At 70.3% G+C, this 17,245-nt stretch carries 13 protein-coding genes and 1 pseudogene; 6 read left to right on the forward strand and 8 right to left on the reverse strand.

Annotation, left to right across the window (positions count from 1 at the left end; genetic code table 11):
• The first annotated feature begins 8 nt into the window (after positions 1-8).
• Positions 9-956, forward strand: a complete 948-nt coding sequence (locus tag IEY12_RS02325; RefSeq protein ID WP_188878016.1) for a zinc-dependent metalloprotease — start codon at positions 9-11, stop codon at positions 954-956.
• Positions 957-1,065: 109 nt separating this feature from the next.
• Here IEY12_RS02325 and IEY12_RS02330 read toward each other — a convergent pair whose 3' ends face one another.
• A complete protein-coding gene (locus tag IEY12_RS02330) occupies positions 1,066-1,617 on the reverse strand; it encodes a hypothetical protein (protein WP_188878019.1) in 552 nt (183 codons plus the stop codon).
• Between the two features lie 76 nt (positions 1,618-1,693).
• On the opposite strand from IEY12_RS02330, the gene IEY12_RS02335 reads away from it, so the two are divergent.
• The 3 genes and pseudogenes from IEY12_RS02335 to IEY12_RS02345 all read left to right on the forward strand — a co-directional run bounded on the left by IEY12_RS02335 (position 1,694) and on the right by IEY12_RS02345 (position 5,264).
• Positions 1,694-1,837, forward strand: coding sequence for a hypothetical protein (locus tag IEY12_RS02335; protein WP_188878032.1), 144 nt, complete (start codon positions 1,694-1,696; stop codon positions 1,835-1,837).
• Between the two features lie 40 nt (positions 1,838-1,877).
• Positions 1,878-4,523: an AAA domain-containing protein gene (locus IEY12_RS02340; RefSeq protein WP_188878034.1), complete on the forward strand. Its 2,646-nt coding sequence runs from the start codon at positions 1,878-1,880 to the stop codon at positions 4,521-4,523.
• Positions 4,520-5,264, forward strand: a pseudogene (locus tag IEY12_RS02345) (MBL fold metallo-hydrolase). Before IEY12_RS02340 ends, IEY12_RS02345 begins: the two are co-directional and overlap by 4 nt.
• Here IEY12_RS02345 and IEY12_RS02350 read toward each other — a convergent pair.
• From IEY12_RS02350 to rqcH, 3 genes are all read right to left on the reverse strand, one after another.
• A complete protein-coding gene (locus tag IEY12_RS02350) occupies positions 5,261-6,328 on the reverse strand; it encodes an mRNA surveillance protein pelota (protein WP_188878061.1) in 1,068 nt (355 codons plus the stop codon). The pseudogene IEY12_RS02345 and the gene IEY12_RS02350 overlap by 4 nt on opposite strands.
• 193 nt (positions 6,329-6,521) lie before the next feature.
• Positions 6,522-7,475, reverse strand: coding sequence for a DUF4013 domain-containing protein (locus IEY12_RS02355; protein ID WP_188878064.1), 954 nt, complete (start codon positions 7,473-7,475; stop codon positions 6,522-6,524).
• Positions 7,476-7,736: 261 nt separating this feature from the next.
• Entirely contained in the window at positions 7,737-9,851 is a 2,115-nt protein-coding gene (rqcH, locus tag IEY12_RS02360; protein WP_188878066.1) for a ribosome rescue protein RqcH, read from the reverse strand.
• Positions 9,852-10,145: 294 nt separating this feature from the next.
• Between rqcH and IEY12_RS02365 the strand changes: the two genes are divergently transcribed.
• Positions 10,146-11,090, forward strand: coding sequence for a 2-dehydropantoate 2-reductase (locus IEY12_RS02365; RefSeq protein WP_188878069.1), 945 nt, complete (start codon positions 10,146-10,148; stop codon positions 11,088-11,090).
• A gap of 48 nt (positions 11,091-11,138) precedes the next feature.
• Here IEY12_RS02365 and IEY12_RS02370 read toward each other — a convergent pair whose 3' ends face one another.
• The 4 genes from IEY12_RS02370 to IEY12_RS02385 form a co-directional block, all read right to left on the reverse strand.
• Entirely contained in the window at positions 11,139-12,797 is a 1,659-nt protein-coding gene (locus tag IEY12_RS02370) for a tRNA uridine(34) 5-carboxymethylaminomethyl modification radical SAM/GNAT enzyme Elp3 (RefSeq protein ID WP_188878072.1), read from the reverse strand.
• A gap of 132 nt (positions 12,798-12,929) precedes the next feature.
• Positions 12,930-15,071, reverse strand: coding sequence for an OB-fold nucleic acid binding domain-containing protein (locus IEY12_RS02375; protein WP_188878081.1), 2,142 nt, complete (start codon positions 15,069-15,071; stop codon positions 12,930-12,932).
• Between the two features lie 121 nt (positions 15,072-15,192).
• The gene (locus IEY12_RS02380; protein ID WP_188878095.1) at positions 15,193-15,810 is read right to left on the reverse strand and encodes a thymidine kinase; all 618 of its coding nucleotides are present in this window, start codon (positions 15,808-15,810) and stop codon (positions 15,193-15,195) included.
• Between the two features lie 43 nt (positions 15,811-15,853).
• Complete coding sequence (locus tag IEY12_RS02385; RefSeq protein WP_188878097.1) at positions 15,854-16,804, reverse strand: HhH-GPD family protein; 951 nt, start codon at positions 16,802-16,804, stop codon at positions 15,854-15,856.
• Between the two features lie 96 nt (positions 16,805-16,900).
• On the opposite strand from IEY12_RS02385, the gene IEY12_RS02390 reads away from it, so the two are divergent.
• A complete protein-coding gene (locus IEY12_RS02390; RefSeq protein WP_188878100.1) occupies positions 16,901-17,230 on the forward strand; it encodes a ribbon-helix-helix protein in 330 nt (109 codons plus the stop codon).
• Positions 17,231-17,245: the final 15 nt, after the last annotated feature.

Genomic DNA, 17,245 nt, shown 5'->3' on the forward strand with positions numbered 1-17,245 from the left:
GTTCGCGTATGAACCTCCTCGACAGCGCCCGCGCGGTCGCCGGCGCCTCCGGCTCCGAGGCGGTCGATTGGTCGGCCGTCGCGACGGCCGCGAAGGGCGCGACCGACCCCGGTGCGCTCGACCTCACGCGACGCGAGCGCGAGGGGTACGCCGCCGACGTCCGCGCCGCGCGCTCGCGCATCCGCGACGTCTCCGGGCTCGCCTTCGACGTCCCCGAGACGGTGGAGATCCAGAACCGCCACCACTGGATCGACGCGAACGTCTCGACGTTCCGCCGCGCGTTCGAACCGCTCGAACAGGGCGGCGCGCTCCCCGGTGTCGCGCGAACCGTCAACACCGCGACGACGGCGGGCGCGCTGGCGTTCGTCGCCCGCCGCGTCCTCGGGCAGTACGACCCGCTCCTCCTCGCGGACGCCGACGACCACCGGCTCTACTTCGTCCACCCGAACATCGCGAGCGCCGCCGAGAGCCTCGACGCCGACTTCGAGCGCTTCCGGCGCTGGATCGCCTTCCACGAGGTGACGCACGCCGCGGAGTTCGGCGCCGCGCCGTGGCTCTCCGACCACCTCGAGTCCGGCCTCCGCGAAGGCGTCGCCGCGCTTTCCGAGGGGACCCTCCAGCGCGAGGCGTTCGCCGAGTTGATGACGACGATGACCGCCGTCGAGGGGTACGCCGAGCTCCTCATGGACCGCGCGTTCGACGAGGACTACGACGACCTCCGGCGGAAACTCGACGAGCGCCGCGACGAGGAGGGCCCGCTCGGCGGCCTCGTCCGCCGTCTCCTCGGTTTCCACTTGAAGCGCGAGCAGTACGAGCGCGGGCGCGAGTTCTTCGAGGCCGTCGCGGACGCCCGCGGCGTCGAGGGCGCGGGCGCGGTCTGGCACTCCCCGGAGACGCTGCCCTCCGACGCCGAGCTCGACGACCCCGCGATGTGGCTCGCCCGGATCCCCGAATAGCCGGCCGGTCGAGTCCACGAGTCCCCGCATAGCCGCTGAACACGGAGAGCCGAATACCGGAACACGACCGGCCGAACAGCGGAGCGTTCGTCTCGGTGCGGCCCGCAGTCTACTGAAACCCCTTCCCGACGTCGTCGTCCTCGATGAGGTCGTCGAGTTCGGCGTTCAACAGCTCCTCAGCCTCCTCGAACGTCTCGGAGAGGTCGTCGAGTTCGTCGGGGCGGCCGTGGCTGTCGTACTCGATGGGGCCGAACGCCGGGCTCTCGACGACGTCCATCACGTCGTCGAAGAGGTCGCTCGGTGAGGTCGGTGCGTCGGCGTGCACCTTCAGCACCTCCTCGAGTCGGCGGGCCTTCGTCTCCGCCTCGTCCTCGTCTGCGACGCCCTGCCTCACGGCGAATCGGCCGCCGTCGTCGCGGTCCGGGAAGAGCGGGTCGAGCTCGTCGTCGACGCGGCGGGCGACGCGCGCGCCGGCGCCCTTCACCTCGAAGGGGTTCTTCGCGTAGGTCTTCAGGTGGTAGACGCCCATCGAGGGATGGCCGAGGTAGAAGTCCTCGCCGAGGCCGCGCGCCCGGTCGCCGGCGACGGCGCGCCACCCGTCGGGGTCGGCATCGGCGTCGGTGACGTCCGAGAGGATGTCCTGCCAGTCCCTGACTCGCATACGCGAGCGGGTACACCGCGGAGAGGCTTAAGCGGTACGTCACCGGCACACGACGGGGTGAGCGGGGAGAACGGCAATGCTCAAGCGACGGCCGGTGTTCGCCGGCGAGCGCGTCCACGAGACGGCGATAGGGCGCGGGGACGTCGCCGCCCACGACGGCACCGAGCGACTCGTCGCCGACTCGGCCGACGAGTACCGCTGGCGGGTCTTCGACGACTAGAGGCGACAGCGTTTTTCGCCGTCCGCGACTACCGACGGGCGTGACTATCCGGGGGACGGTGACGGACGTCGGCGACGTGCGCGCGGTGAGCACGCAGTACGGCGAGCGCGACCTCGCGGAGGTGACGCTCGACCCCGGCGCCGCTCCCGACCGGACGCTGACGCTCTGGGGGAAGTGGAGCGAGACGGCGGAGTACCTCGACGCCGGGATGGACCTCCTCCTCACGAACCCCGAGGAGCAGGAGTGGAACGGCGAGACGCAGTACGCGACTTCGGGCGACTCCTACGTCGTCGTCGAACCCGACTACCTCGTCGACGTGACGGACATCCGGGAGTGGGTGCAGTGTCCGCGCCAGTACTACCTCTCGAAGCTCTCCGGCCTCCCGCTGAAGTATCCGGTGACGAAGGGGACGCTCGTCCACGAGGTGTTCGGCGACCTCCTGCGCGGACGGGACCTCGACGACGCCATCGACGACGCCGTCGACGACGCCGGCCTCGAGCTCGGCCTGCTGGGCGAGGACCCCGAGTCGGTCCGCGAGGAGGTGCGCCAGCACGCCTCCGCCATCGAGGGGTGGCTGAATCAGGGCCTCTTGACCGAAGACGACGACTGGCGCTCGGAGTACACGCTCATCTCCGATACGTTCGGCATCAAGGGCCGCTGTGACGCCATCCGGCGCGGGATGCCCGTCGAGTTGAAGACCGGGAAGAACACGAAGCGCGACCCGCGCTTCCACGACAAGATTCAGGCGGCGTGCTACGCGCTCATGCTCGAGGAGCGCGGCATCGAGGCCGATACGGGCACGCTCCTCTACACGAAGAACGCCGCCGTCGACCGCTCGGAGGAGGGCGGCGACCTCTCGCCCGCGAAGGAGTTCTCCATCGGCGCCGGGCTCCTCGAGTTCGTGGTGCGCTCGCGGAACCGCCTTGCGGCGATGGAGCACGGGATGTCGGTGCCGACGGGGAAGGAGGCGAACGCGAAGTGCGAGTACTGCTTCTCGCAGGACGCCTGCATGGTGGTCTCCGGGCGCCTCGGACAGGAGTCGAAGGCCGGCCAGATCGGGAGCCTGCTCCCGGAGGCCGAGCGCGACTACTTCGAGGAGCTCTACGAGGCCGTCGAGGCCGAGCGCCGCGAGATCCACCGCGAGTACGTGAAGCTCTGGGAGCAGACGCCCGAGGAGCGCGCGGCCGACGACCGCGCCGTCATCGGCCTCGAACCCGACGGCCGCGAGGAACTCGCGGACGGCCGCTGGCGTCTGCGCGCGACCCGGCCGTCGGCGGCGTCCTCGAAGATCCGCGAGGGCGACCGCGTGCTCGCGAGCGACGGCGACCCCGTCCACGGCGACGCCGAGATGGGGCGCCTCACTCGCCTCGACGAGTCGGAGGTGGTCGTCACGACGGACGAACCGCTCACCCTCCGGCGCCTCGACGTCTACCCCTCGGAGTACTCGGTGGACGGCATGCTCACCGCGCTCCACGACTTCGTCCTGAAGGGCGACGAGCGCCGGAAGGACGTCCTCTTCGGCCGCGAGGAGCCGACGTTCCGGGACGAGGAGCACGACGTCGTCCCGAACAACGACGCGCAGAACGCGGCCGTGAGCCGCGCGCTGAACGCGGAGGACTTCGCGCTCGTGCACGGCCCGCCCGGCACCGGGAAGACGTACACGATCGCGACGCTCGTCCGCGCGTTCGTCGAGCGCGGCGATAGAGTGCTGCTCTCCGCGTTCACGAACCGCGCGGTCGACAACGCCCTCGAAGCCATCGAGGAGCAGGGCTTCGAGTCGTTCGTCCGCGTCGGCACCGAGACCGGGGTGCGCGAGGACATGCAGGACTACCGGCTGGAGAACGTCGGCGGGCCCCACGAGCAGGCCGAGGAACTGGGCGCCGCGCCGCTCGTCGCCGCCACCACCTCCTCGTGTGGCTCGCGCGTGATGCGCTCCCAGGAGTTCGACGTCGTGCTCGTGGACGAGGCGAGCCAGCTCACCGAGCCGGGGACGCTCGCCGCCATCAACCGGGGCGCGACGTTCGTTCTGGTGGGCGACCACCACCAGCTCCCGCCGGTGACGCAGTCCGAGGGACGGCTGGCCGAATCGCTCTTCGAGCGCCTCATCGAGACGTACCCGGAGGCGGGCGTCCTCCTCGAGAGCCAGTACCGGATGCGCCAGCGCATTCAGGCGTTCTCCTCGACGGAGTTCTACGACGGCAGACTCCGCCCGGCGACCGGCGAGGTCGCGACCCAGTCGCTCGCCGACCTCGGCGTCGACTCCTCGCGGCCGGACGTCGTGGACGGCGTCGGCTTCGTCGACGTCACGGGCACGACGGACGCGCACGTCGACCCCGTGGAGGCCGCGCGCGTCGCCGAGATCGTCGAGTCCTATCTCGATGCCGGCCTCGACCGCGCGGACATCGGCGTCATCGCGCCGTTCCGCGCGCAGGTCGACGAGATCGGCCGCCGCGTCCCCGAGGGGGGCGCGGTCGACACCGTGGACCGCTTCCAGGGCTCCTCGAAGGAGGTGATTCTCGTGTCGTTCGTCGCGACCGGCGCCCTCGACGGTCCCATCTTCGAGGACTACCGGCGCCTGAACGTCGCGATGTCGCGCGCGAAGAAGAGCCTCGTCCTCGTCGGCGACGCGGCCGCGCTCGGCACGGACGACTTCTACGCGCGGATGCTCGACTGGGCGCGTCGATGAGGGCGACCGTCCTCGGGACGGGGAGCGCGGTTCCGACCGGCGAGCGCGCACAGACCGGCCTCCTCCTCGAGGACGGGAGCACGCGCCTGCTCGTCGACTGCGGGAGCGGCGCTCCTCGGCGCGCTCGCCCGCGCGGGCGTCACCCCCACGAGCCTCGACGCCGTCCTCCTCACGCACCCCCACCTCGACCACGTGAGCGACCTCCTCCCCGTGCTGAAGGCGCGCTGGCTCGCGGACGAGCGCGCCGCGGCCCTCCCCGTCGCGGGCCCGCCCGGAACGGGCGACCTCCTCGACGGCCTGCTCGACGTCCACGACTACCTCGCCGGACGCGTCGCCGTCGACGCGCGCGACCACGCACCCGAGTCGTTCTCGCTCGCCGGCGTCGATATCGAGCCCTACGAGACCGCGCACTCCGCGTCGATGCGCTCGTTCGCGTACCGCCTCGGCGACGCGCTCACGGTGAGCGGCGACACGCCCGCCGACCCCGGCCTCGCGGCGTTCGCGGACGGGACGACGCTCGTCCACGACTGCGCGCACCCGGACGGCGCGGGAAGCGACGCCCATCCGACGCCCGCCGAACTCGGGGCGGCCCTCGCGGGCCACGACTACCCCCACGTCTACCTCACGCACCTCTACCCGGCCGCCGACGCGCGCCGCGAGTCACTGCTCGCCGCCGTCCGCGACCGGTACGACGGCGCCGTCTCCGTCGCCGTCGACGGCGAGCGACTCGACCTCGGCTAAGTCAGCCGATACCGGAGGAGCGCCGCGATCCCCCCGAGGTTGCGGAGGCGCTCGCCGGGCGCGAACTCGTGGCTGAACACCGTCACGTCGCCGCCCTGCTGTTCGACGGTAGTGATGACGTCATTGACGTCGACGTCCCAATCGCCCTCGCCGGCGCGTTCCTTGCGGAGGCGCTCGTCGAGGACGAGTAGCGTCTCGACGGCGCCGAAGTCGGCGGCCTTCGCGACCTCCTCGATGCCGTACGCGACGGGTTCGTCGGTGCCGAGGCGCTCCATCAGCTCGTCGATCAGCTCCGACTCCTCCGCGATCCGCGTCTCGGCCTGCACCTCCTCGACGGCGCCGCGCTTCAGGACCTCGTGGACGCCGCGCCCGCCCGCCGCGGACGTGTCGACGGTCGTGACGCGCTCGACGAACGCCATGTTCTCCTCCTCGAAGTAGTCGAGCGCGTCCTGCTTCGTGAAGCCGGGGCCCGCGAGGATGACGGCGTCCGGGTCCATGCGCTCGAGGGCGCGGCCGAGTTCCGAGAAGAGTTCTTCGCGCCCGCGGGCGTACTCGCCCTTCCCGGTCGTCCCGGTGAACGACCCGGACTCGTCGACGCCGTACTGCTGGACGGTGTGGATGTAGGCCTCGCCCTCCTCGACGGTGGCGATGGCGACCTCGGGCTGGTCCGCGGTCTCGACGGCCTCCTCGACCCGCTCGATCTGGTCGGGCTTCCAGCGCTTCGTCACTTCGATCTCGTCGAACTCCTCGACGTTCAGCGTGTGGTGGAGGCCGAGTTGGTCCTCGCGCGAGCAGTCCGTGATGACGCCGGAGACGCGGAGGCGGTTCGCGAACTTGTGGAACTCGACCTCCTCGACGTCGAGCGCGATCCACATCGGCTCGCGCTGCCCGCCGGTGTCGCGCATCTGGTCGTCGTTGCGCTGGATGCGCCGCGTCGTGTCGCCCGCGACGCGGTCCCCGGGTTCGAGGACGTACGCGAGGTGCCAGAGGTCGTCGAGACTCTCCGGGAGGAGCGTGATCTTCTCACGCCCGCCCTCGCGCGCCTCGCGGTCCTTTATCTGCATGCGTCGAACTCGGGGTCGGCGGGCCTTGTGTCCTGCTACTCACGCGCCACCGAGTGGTGCGTTCGTCAGCAGGAGCGGGTTTCCTGCGCTACTCACGCGTCGCTACGCGACGCGTTCGTCAGCGAGGCGGAAGTCTCGCACTACTCACGCGCCACTCTGTGATGCGTGGGTCATCAGGAACGGTCTTCCTGCGCTACTCGCGCCGTTCCTCGCCGTCGTCATCGTCGCTCGCGTCGGGTCCGTCCTCGACGCGCTCGACCGCGTCCGTGGGGGGCGTGCTCTCCTCGGCGTCGTTCGACTCGCTGTCGTCCGCGACCGACTGCGCCTTCGCCTCGTAGGAGAGGGCCCCGTAGCCCTGCTGGCGGTCGCCGTCGCCATCGTCGCCCGCGCCGCCGTCCGCGTCGTCGGATGCGCCACCGTCCTCACGGTCGAGCCCCATCGCGTCCGCATACGCTTCAGCGTAGCAGTACCACGCGACGACCTGCGCGTAGAATATCACGAAGACGCCGACGAAGAAGAGGACGAGGAGGGCCTGTCCGACGGCGTTCCCGACGACGGCGACGACGAGCGCGAGCAGCCACCCGACGAGATACCTCGTGTTCAGCGTCGCCTCCTTCAACGTCGCTATCGAGAACGCCGCCATCACGTCGTCCTCGCGCACCCAGTTCGCGACGGCCGCCGGGTAGACGTAGCCGACGAGCACGCCGTAGACGGCGAGCGCGAGGAACACGAGTGCGGTGAGCGCGAACCCGAGGGCCGAACCCGTGTTCGGCGACCCCTGCATCGCGTACGTGAGGGCGACGGCGATGATGGCGAAGAACACGCCGCCGATGACGACCGGAATCGTGTAGACGACGCCGACGAGCACCATTTTCAGGCCGTCGACGAAGAGCGCCGACCAGTCCTCGAACGTCGGCGGGTCCGGATCGCCGTCGAGGCGGTGGCGCACCACGTCGACGAGATAGCCCTGAACGAACACGCCCGGAACGAGCGCGAACGGCAACACGAGCAGGCCGACGAACACGAACGAGAGCAGGACACCGAGGACCGCGGCGACGAGCGCCGCGATTGCGAGACCGCCGCCGATGAGGAGCGTCGCCGTCGACTCCTCACCGCGTAGCGGATACTTCAGGGCGTCTTCGAGCATACGTGAGACGACGCCGGGCGACGTGAAAAGCGTGGGGCCCGCTCCGCCGTGGTCGACCGTCGCGATTCCGGAACGCCGAGGCGCGCAGCATCTCGGACAGCGTTCGGACGGCGGTGGCGTCCTCGCCCGCGCTCGCTCGCGACCGGCACTTCGCGTCTCGCTATCGCCCGGCTTTCGGCGTCGCTACGCGACGCCTATTCCTCACGCATCGCGCCTTCCGGCGCTCCGCGTTCGGTGGTCGGCGGTCTCTGCGGGACCGCCCTACTCCTCCGCGATGCGGCTCCCGCCCGGCGGCATGAACTTCTGGATCTCGTCCGGCGAGGCGACCTTGCGGACGAAGGATTCGTCCGTGAAGCGCTCGCGGAACTCCCGGTAGACGCGCTTGGCGGCGTCGCCCTGCGCGAACTTCCCGGGTTCGAGGGACACCGTCGTCTCCGCCTCTCCCTCGATGGCCGACGGCGGCCCGCCGACGACGCGCGTCGACGGCTCGCAGGTGATCCCCACGGAGCACCCCACGGGCGTGTTCTCGAAGTACGTCCGGTCGCCGCGAATCGTGAACCCGCCCTTCGAGAGGTACTCGCCGGACTCGGCGGTCTTTGACACCTGCTCCGGCATCACCATGTAGGCGTCGCCGGCGCCCCGGCCGGCCTTCCACACCGAGGAGTACGTCACCGCGAACTGCGCGGCCTCCTCGAGCGAGCTCTCGGGGACCTCGATGTCCTGGGAGGGCTCGCTCGGCGCCGAGGTCTTGAGGACGGTCACGGGGCCGCCGTGGGCCTGCGCGTGGAAGAAGCGGTCGTAGCCGTCCATGTACTTCTCGACGATCTCCTCGTTCTGCTCGGCGCTCCGGCCGCCGATGACGAGGAACCCGTCGCTCGTTCGGAACCAGCGGAAGCGGTCATACCACTGCTCCTGCTTGCGCACGGGGATGGACGCCCGCGAGAGCCAGTCGATGTCCTCGGGTTCCTCCTCCTCTTCTTCGTCCTCGGGTTCGTGCTCCTCCTCGCTCCACTCCTCGCGGCGGCGCTGCCACTGCTCGAGTTCCTCGCGCGTGTCCGCGATCGCGGAGAGCGCGCCCTCCTTCTTCTCCTGAATGCGCTTGGCTTCCGTGTAGAGGCCGTCCGCGTTCTTCTCGACGCCCGCCTCGGGATCGAGCGAGATGGTGTGCCCATCGATTCGGAGGCGGACGAGGCCGTTCTCCGGGTCGACGCCGGCGACGTGCTCGGCGGCCTCGATGCCCTGTTCTTTGCCCTCCTCGAAGCGCGCCTCGACGTCGTCCCAGCCGTAGCCCGCGCGCCGGGCCTGCCGGACCGTCGAGAGCACCTCGTCCACGAGGTCGTAGCGCTCGTAGAGGAGTTCGGCCTTCTCGCGCTCCGTCTCCGCTTGCTCCTCGAAGTTCTCTATCGCGCCCTCCTGCTGCTCGATGATGCGCTCGCGCTTCGCGATCTCCTCCTCGAAGGCGGGCTTCGACGTCGTCTCCTCGCCGCCCTCGTCGGCCTCCGTCTCGAGGTTCGTGAAGTAGTCGTCGAGCGCGTCGTTGAACGAGTCGAAGGCCTCCGAGCGGAGGTCCGCGCGCTCCTCGAGGGGGAGCGGCGTCACGTCGACGCGGCGTTCGGCGTCGTCCTCCTCCGCGTAGTACACCCGTGGGTCGGTGCGGCCGGCCTTCACGTCGTCGAGGAGGCGTTCCATCGCGTCGTAGATGGCCTCGAACTCCTCGTCGCCCGCCTCCTCGATGTCCTTCGTCTTCTCGACGCCAGCGCGCGTGCAGAGCTCCTCGCCGTAGAGGCCGCCGAAGTTCAACTGCGTGGCGACCGTCCGCACGAGGTCGGTGTCGGACTGGCGCATCCGCTCGGCGAAGCGCTCGTAGTCGAGGTCGAGCGGGTCGAGTCGCGACTGCGGGAAGCCGTACTGACTCCCCGGCGCGACCGTCCGGGACTTGAGGCGCACCGTATCGAGGGAGTCCACGACCTCGCCGTTCTGGTCGAGCACCGCGATATTGCCGTCGCCGAACAGCTCGGCGATGATGGTGGTGTCCTGGTCCTCGCGGCGGAACTCGAACTCGAGGATGCGGTCGAAGCCGTGCTGGCGGACCTCGTGGAGGTTCGCGCCGGAGAGGCGGTTGCGGAGCATCTTCGCGAAGTTCGGGGGTCTACCGGGCGCGTTCGGCACGTGCTCGGGGCGCGCGACGTTCGCGCGCTTCGTCTCCCCGACCTCGACGAGGAGTTCGACGCGACCCTCGTCGAAGTCCCGCATCTTCAGGCGGACGAGGTCGTCGCCGTAGAGGTAGGCCTTGTCGACCACCGCGCCCGCGTAGCCGTTCAGTTCCGCGGTGAGCGCGACGAGGTCGACGCTCGTCAGTTCCCGCTTCTCGTCCATGATACCGGTCCTAACAGTCTCCCACCCTTTTGCACTGTGGTTACGTGGTCCCGGAGGGATCACGCGAACGCGAGCGGGAGCGACCGACGGGAGCGACACGCGAGCCCGCGCCACCGACGGAGGCGCGGAACGAGCGAGCGCGAACGAAGTGAGACGCGAGCTACGTGGTCCCGGAGCGACCACGCGAACGCGAGCGGGAGCGACCGACGGGAGCGGGGGTGTAACGACCCGCGAGTGCCGACGGGTGCCGCCGACTCCCGCAGCCCTTTGGTCCACGGCGTCCTGCACTCGCGTATGGAGATCGCTGTCTACGGCGCGGGCGGCGTCGGTGCGTACTACGGCGGCCGCCTCGCCCAGCAGGGCCACGACGTGACGCTGATCGCGCGCGGCGACCACCTCGACGCGCTCCAGCGGGACGGGCTCGTCGTCGAGAGCGTCGCGGGCGACTTCGCGCTCGACCTCCCGGCGACGGACGACCCCGAGGAAATCGGCGAAGTCGACGTCGTGCTCGTCTGCGTGAAGTCCTTCGACACCGAGGCGGTCGCCGCGCACCTCGACGCGTTGCTCGGGGAGGACTCGGCCGTGCTCTCGCTACAGAACGGCGTCGAGAACGAGGAGACGCTCGCGGACGCGGTCGGCACGAATCGCGTCTGGGGCGGCGTCGCCTACATCTTCTCGACCATCAAGGAACCCGGCGTCGTCGAGCACACAGGCGGGCCCGCGAAAATCGTCTTCGGGCGGTACCACGACGTCGCGGCGGAGCCGCCGGCGCGCTCGTCGCTCGCGGACGCCTTTCTCGACGCCTGCGAGAGCGCGACGGGGATGACCGTCGACTACACCGAGAACGTCCACGGGACGCTCTGGGACAAGCTCGCGCTCATCTGCGCGCAGGCCGGCCTCACCGCGACGACGCGCCGGCCGTTCGGCGACATCCGCGAGAACGAGGCGTCGTGGCGACTCTACCGGCGTGTCATGGAGGAGGTCGTCTCGGTGGCGCACGCCGAGGGCGTCCGCTTCGAGTGGGACCCCGTGAGCAAGTGGTTGGACGCGATGGAGGCGATGGACAACGAGGGGAACTACTCGAGTCTCCACTACGACCTCACGCACGGCAAGCGCATGGAGCTCGACGCGCTCCACGGGAGCGTCGTCCGGCACGCGCGCGAGCACGGGATCGACGTCCCCGCGAACGACGCCGTCTACGCGATTCTCGCGCCCCAAGCCGCCCCGAACGACGGCTGAGGAGGCCGAGACCGCGACGGGCGCGTGCTCCCGTCGCCCGTGGCCGGACTAGAGGCGCTTCGAGACGTAGGGGCCGTCCTGGTGGTAGCCGAGCTTCCGCTTGTAGTACTGGCGCGCGCCGATGCCGGAGATGACGGCGAGCTTCTCGTAGCCGGCGTCGCGGGCGCGCTCCTCGGCCTCGCACATTAGCCGTCGGCCGTACCCACGGTGTTGCTGGTCGCCCTCGCCGCTCTCCTCGCCGACGCTCACCGCGTCCCCGTAGACGTGGAGTTCGCGCAGGAGCGCGGCGTTCTCCAGTTCCTCGCGCGCCACTTCGCCGGGGAAGCGCAGGCGCGCGAAGCCCACCAGCAGGTCCTGATCGAAGTCCTCGAAGCTGATGAACTGCTCTTGGCCCCCGGCGGCCTCGTACTCGATGGTCCCCATCTCGACGGTCTCGGGCTCCGCGTCGTTCATCCCGACCTCGCGACAGCGGATGCACTCGCACTCCCAGCCGTGCTCGTCCATCTTCTGCCACGCGAGCTGGCGGAGGTTCGACTTCCAGACGCCCGCGTCGATGAAGTCCGCGGGTATGTCGCGCTGGACGCGCTGGAGCCGAACGTAGCGCGGGAGGTCCTTCATCACGCGCGCGACGAGCTCGGCGGCCTGCTCGTTCTGGAGGGGGTCGAAGTCGTCGCGGCGCCACTGGTCGTAGACGCGCGTGCCGCGCACGACGAGCGTCGGATAGATCTTCAGGTAGTCGGGGCGCCACTCGGGGTTCGCGAAGAGCCGGCGGAAGTCCTCCTCCACCATCGCCTCCGTCATTCCGGGCTGGCCGGGCATCATGTGGAAGCCCACCTTGAACGCCGCGTTCCGCAGGTTGCGGTTCGCGTCGATGGAGGCCTGATTCCCGTGCCCGCGATGCATCTCCCGATTGATGCGTTCGTACGTCGTCTGGACGCCCACCTCGACCTTCGTCCCGCCGAGGTCGAGCATCCTGTCCACCTGCTCGGGGTCGCACCAGTCGGGCTTCGTCTCGAACGTCGTCCCGATGTTGCGAATCTCCCCGAACTCGTTCTCCGTCTTCACGTCCTCCAGATACCGGAACTCGTACTCCTCGCGGTCCTGCGCGAAGGAGACGCCCTGTGCCGGCGCGGGCTCGACGTCGAGGTCGTGGTCGTTCAGCGCCTCGAGACAGCGCTTCACGAACCACTCCTGGTAGTCGTGACTGCGCGCCGTCATCGTCCCGCCCATGACGATGAGCTCCACCTTGTCGACGGGGTGGCCGATCTCGCGGAGCTGATTGAGTCGGAGCGTCACCTGCCCGTAGGGGTCGTAGTCGTTCTGCTCGCCGCGCGCCGCCGCCGGCTCGTGGCCGGTGTATGATTGGGCGCTCCCGAACTCGGAGGCGGGCCCGCCCGGACAGTAGAGGCACTTCCCGTGCGGGCAGAGGTGCGGGCTCGTCATCACCGCGACGGGCGCGACGCCCGAGGCGGTGCGGACGGGCTTGCGCTGGAGGACCTCCTCCAACTCCTCGCGCCGGCCGTCGGGCGCGTGATCGAGCAGGTCGGTGTGCTTGGGCACCCGTGCGACCGAGTACTCCGAGCACACCTCGAGCTTCGCGCTCTCCACGTCGTCCTGCCCGACATCGCCCGAGAGGATGCGCGAGACGAGGGCCTCGCACGCCGCCGCGAACGCCTCGCTCTCGCCGCTCTCGGCCTCGCTACTCATTGGGAGTGAATCAGCCGGCCACGACGCAAAAGGATGTCGTTGGGTACCGAGACGCCGACGTGAAGGCGCTTACCCGCGTGTCGGTCGCTTCGCCCCCTCCCGCTCGTTTTTCGCGGAACCGTCGGCTCCGCGTTACTCGAGCTGCGCGACGATGGCGTCGACGGCCGCCTCGACGACGGCGTCGCGCTCGCCGCTCAGGAACTCGACCCGGCCGTCCTGCGCGCCGCGCGGGACGACGCCCGCGTCCGGGAGTTCCGACGTGAGGGTCTCGCCGACCGCGCGCACGTCGACGTCGCCCGTCGAGCGCACGCGGAGTTCGTCGCTGTCCGCGCCCACGAGGACGTACTCGCCGTCGGCGCGCTCCCGATAGAGCGCGTCGAGCAGGAGGTCGACGGGCGGGAAGTCGTAGCGGTGGGTGTAGCTGTCGACGTCGAGGACCTCGACCGTCGCCGCGCCCGCGTCGCGCGCTTCGAGGTGCGGTTCGGCGGTCTCGAACTCCGTCTCGAGTTTCTCGCGGAACTGCGAGCCGATGTGGCCGACGAGGCTCGTGTCCGCCTCGTCCCAGAGGAGGTCCGCGACGATTTCGCGCTTGTCCTCGTAGGCCTGATAGAACGCCTCGAGGGCGAGCGCGTCACGGACGTCCGCGACCGTCTCCGCCTCGTAGCCCGCCTCGGCGGCGAGGTCAGCGTAGACGGCCGGCGTCTCCCCCCAGAACGGGATCGCGGGGAGGTGGCCGATGTCCGCCCGGACGTCCGCGTTCACCATGCCCGCGAGGTGCGTGGCGAGCACGCCCGTCGAGACCGGCGTTTCGCCGTGCTGCGTGGGGGAGACGAGGACGTCCGCCGCGTCGGCCGCCTCGCCGTCCGCGTAGCCGCCGTCGAGCGCGACCGTCGGCGCGTCGTAGATGTCGAGCAGGCCGAGGCCGTCCACGGACTCGCGGGTGCTCCCGGAGCCGACGAGGACGAACAGCGGGTGCTTCTCGTCGTGGCGGTCCGCGGCCTCCAGCATCGACGTGACGTCCTTCGTCGCGTCGTCGAGCGTGTAGAAGCCGTCGTCGAGCGGCCGGCGGTCGACGTAGTGGTACTCGGCGTCGCTGGCGGTGTGTTCCTCGCGGACGAGCGGGAGGACGGCGCGCTCGATCGCGGAGCCACCGACGTAGCCCTCGACGTCCGCGGTGTGGCGGACGATGACGGGGCGGGACTCGATGACGGCGCGGCGGATCTCCGTCGCGGCCGCGACGAGGTCGTCGTGCACGACGTCGATTTCGGCGTCCTGCACGAGCAGCGTCTCGTCCTCGGGGCTCGCGCGCTCGGTCACCTGTGCTTCGAGGCGGTCCTGAACGGCCTGCGCCTCGGCGCCCGTGAGGACGTCGAGGGCCTCCGTCTCGACCTGCAGTTCGCCGTGGTGGCGCTCGACCTCGCCGACGAGGTGGACGACGTCGCCCGCCTCGACCTCGGGGTAGGCCCGGACGCCCGCTTCGACGAACGCGGCGGCGTCGACCGTCCCCGTCTCGTCCGTCAGCTCGAAGACCGTCGGGCCGGAGGTCTGGCGGACGCCCGTGACCTCGGCTTCGAGCGCGACGTCGTCGCCGACGTGCTCGTCGAGGGCGTCGATCGGGACGCGCGCGACGTCCGCGCCGTCGCCGTCGTCGTCCTCGGAGGCCTCTTCGGCGTCCGTCTCGGTCTCTGGCTCCTCGGCTTCCGGCTCCTCCGGCTCCGCAACCGGTTCGTCGGCGGCGTCGGCCCCCGTCTCGTCGTCCGTCTCGGGCTCCGGTTCGGACGCCGGCTCGTCGGACTCCGATTCCTCGGGTTCCGCGGCCGGTTCGTCGTGCGTCTCGGCCTCCGTCTCCACTGAGTCGGTCGCGCCGGGCGGTGCCTCGGACTCGTCGTCGGGGAGCTCGGCGTTCGTCGGTGCGTCCGGGTCGTCGATGAGCATCCCGCGGAACTCGCGTTCGGACTGGCGGATCGACCACGAGAGGTCGACGTTCCCATTGCCGTGGACGTCGTCGACCTGCACGTAGACGGTGTCGCCGGGCTCCCAGTCGAGCGCGTCGAGGCGCTGGGGGATCTCGCTCTTGTGGAGGAGGCCGGTGACGTTCTCACCGAGGTCGACGAAGACGCCGAACTCGGCGAATCCGTCGACGCTCCCCTCGTAGTAGCGTCCGGCTGTGAGCTGCTCAGGTTGCGAACCGCGGAACTCGAAGACGGCGTCCTCCTCGTGTGTCTCGCAGATATGACCGTCGGTGGAGACGCCGCAGATGATACACGAACCCATTTAGCGGAGACAAGTCCCCCTTCCCTAAACGACTGTCGAAAACGCGCGCGTGTCAGCCGCGCGAAAACCGTGGCCGCCACCGGCGTGCGCTCGCGCCCGTCCATGGACGGCGCGGCACCGCTCACCGCTCGCGCGTCGCGGCGTCGACCGGCGCGTCGCGTCTGACCTCGTGGCAGTTCCGACAGCGCGCCTCGTAGGCTTCCTCGGCGCCCACGACCACCGTCGGGTCGTCGTAGTGCGCGGGTTCGCCGTCGACGAGGCGCTGGTTCCGCGTCGCCGGCTCGCCGCACTGCGTGCAGATCGCCTGCAGTTTCTCGACGTACTCAGCGACCGCCACGAGCTCGGGGACGGGGTGGTAGGGTTCGCCCCGGAAGGTCTGGTCCGTGCCGGAGACGACGACGCGCCGGCCGTCGGCGGCGAGTTCCTCGCAGACGTCGACGAGTTCGCCCGGGAAGAAGTTCGCCTCGTCGATGGCGACCACCTGCTCGCCGTTCAAGTGCTCCGGAATCGAGCGGACGCCCGCGACGGTGTTCTCGACGACGGTCGCGCGCCACGTCGACCCCGCGTGCGAGCCCAGCGACTCCTCGCCGTAGCGGTCGTCGATGGCGGGCGAGAACGCCGCGACCTCCTGCCCGGCGATCTCGGCGCGGCGGAGGCGGCGGAGCATCTCCTCGGTCTTCCCCGAGAACATACACCCCGTGATGACCTCCACCCAGCCGCTGTTCGTGATGGCGTGCACGCCACGACGGGAGACGGGCGACGGGCAAAACGGTTTCTCTCCCTCACTCCCGGAGCCGGACGACCGTCTCGCCGTCGCGCTCCGTGACCTCGGCGAGGCCGTCGTCCGCGAGGTCGTTCACGAGCCCCCGGAGCCACTCGCGGCCGTGCTCTCCCCCGGGCGCGTAGTCGACGCGGACGCGCGGGCCGAGCGTGTCGAGCGCGAGCTCGCCGTGTCGGGAGAGCGCCTTCACGACGCGCCCGCGCATCTGTCGGCGCGACCCCTCGAAGGTCGGCTGCTCGGGAACGTCGGGCGCGGTGAAGTCGCCGGTCTCGTAGGCGTCACACCACGGCCGCCACGGGCAGCCCGCCTCGTCGCACTTCGGGGTCTTCTCGCAGGCGACGCCCCCGAGCTCCATGATGGCGTTGTTCCAGACGCGCGACTCGCCGGCGGGCATGAGCGCGCCCGCGACGACCTCGAAGGCGTCGTCGTCGTCCGGGACGCCGAAGGCCCGATGGAGCACGCGCTTGACGTTCGTGTCCACGACGGCGTTCCCGTTGTCGAACGCGAAGGAGGCGACGGCGTTCGCGGTGTAGGGGCCGACGCCCATCAGCTCCTCGAGCTCGTCGGGGTCCTCGGGGAACGCGCCGTCGTACTCGGAGACGACCTGCTGGGCGGCCTCGTGGAGGTAGCGCGCGCGGTTGTTGTAGCCGAGCGAGTGGCCGGTCCAGAACCCCACCACCTCGGAACGCGGCGCGGCGGCGAGGTCGTGGACGGTCGGCCACTGCTCGAGGAACTCGTGCCACGCCGTCTCGACGCGCTGGAGCTGGGTCTGCTGGCTCATCACCTCGGAGACGAGTATCTCGTAGGCGTCCGTCGTCTCGCGCCACGGGAACGAGCGGTGGTCGTCCTCGTACCACGAGACGAGCGCGTCCTGCACGGCCGCGACGTCCCCGGGGAGGCAGTCCCGCGGGTCGGCGGCGGTGTCGCCCGTCTCGGCGTCCGCGTCCGTCATGTCCCGCCCTCGGGGTGGCGCGCGCTTAGGGGTGGCGACACGAGTCGAAATCGCGCCGTCGAAACCCCCTTCCCGCCGCCGCGAGAACACGGTCGTATGAGTCTCGACGACCTCGTCGACGACGTGCAGGACGCGAACAGCGCGCTGAAGACGGCCGAGTTCGCGCTCGACCGAGAGGCGCGCACCGAACTCGCGATGCTCGTCGCTGCGCTCGACCCCGAGGACTCGGACGAGCTCGTCCGGCGCGCGATCCACGCGCTCTTCGACTCCTACGTCCAGTCCGGCAAGCTCGACTTCAACCTCCGCAGCGAGTACGACACGACGTACGACGAGTACCTCGCGGGGATGAGCTACGACGAGATGGCGGGCGCGGGGAGCCAGGGCCTCCCGCAGAACGAGGAGGAGGGGCGCCGCTACCAGTACTAGCCCCACCATTCAACA

Source organism: Halarchaeum grantii (assembly GCF_014647455.2).
Lineage (GTDB): Archaea > Halobacteriota > Halobacteria > Halobacteriales > Halobacteriaceae > Halarchaeum > Halarchaeum grantii.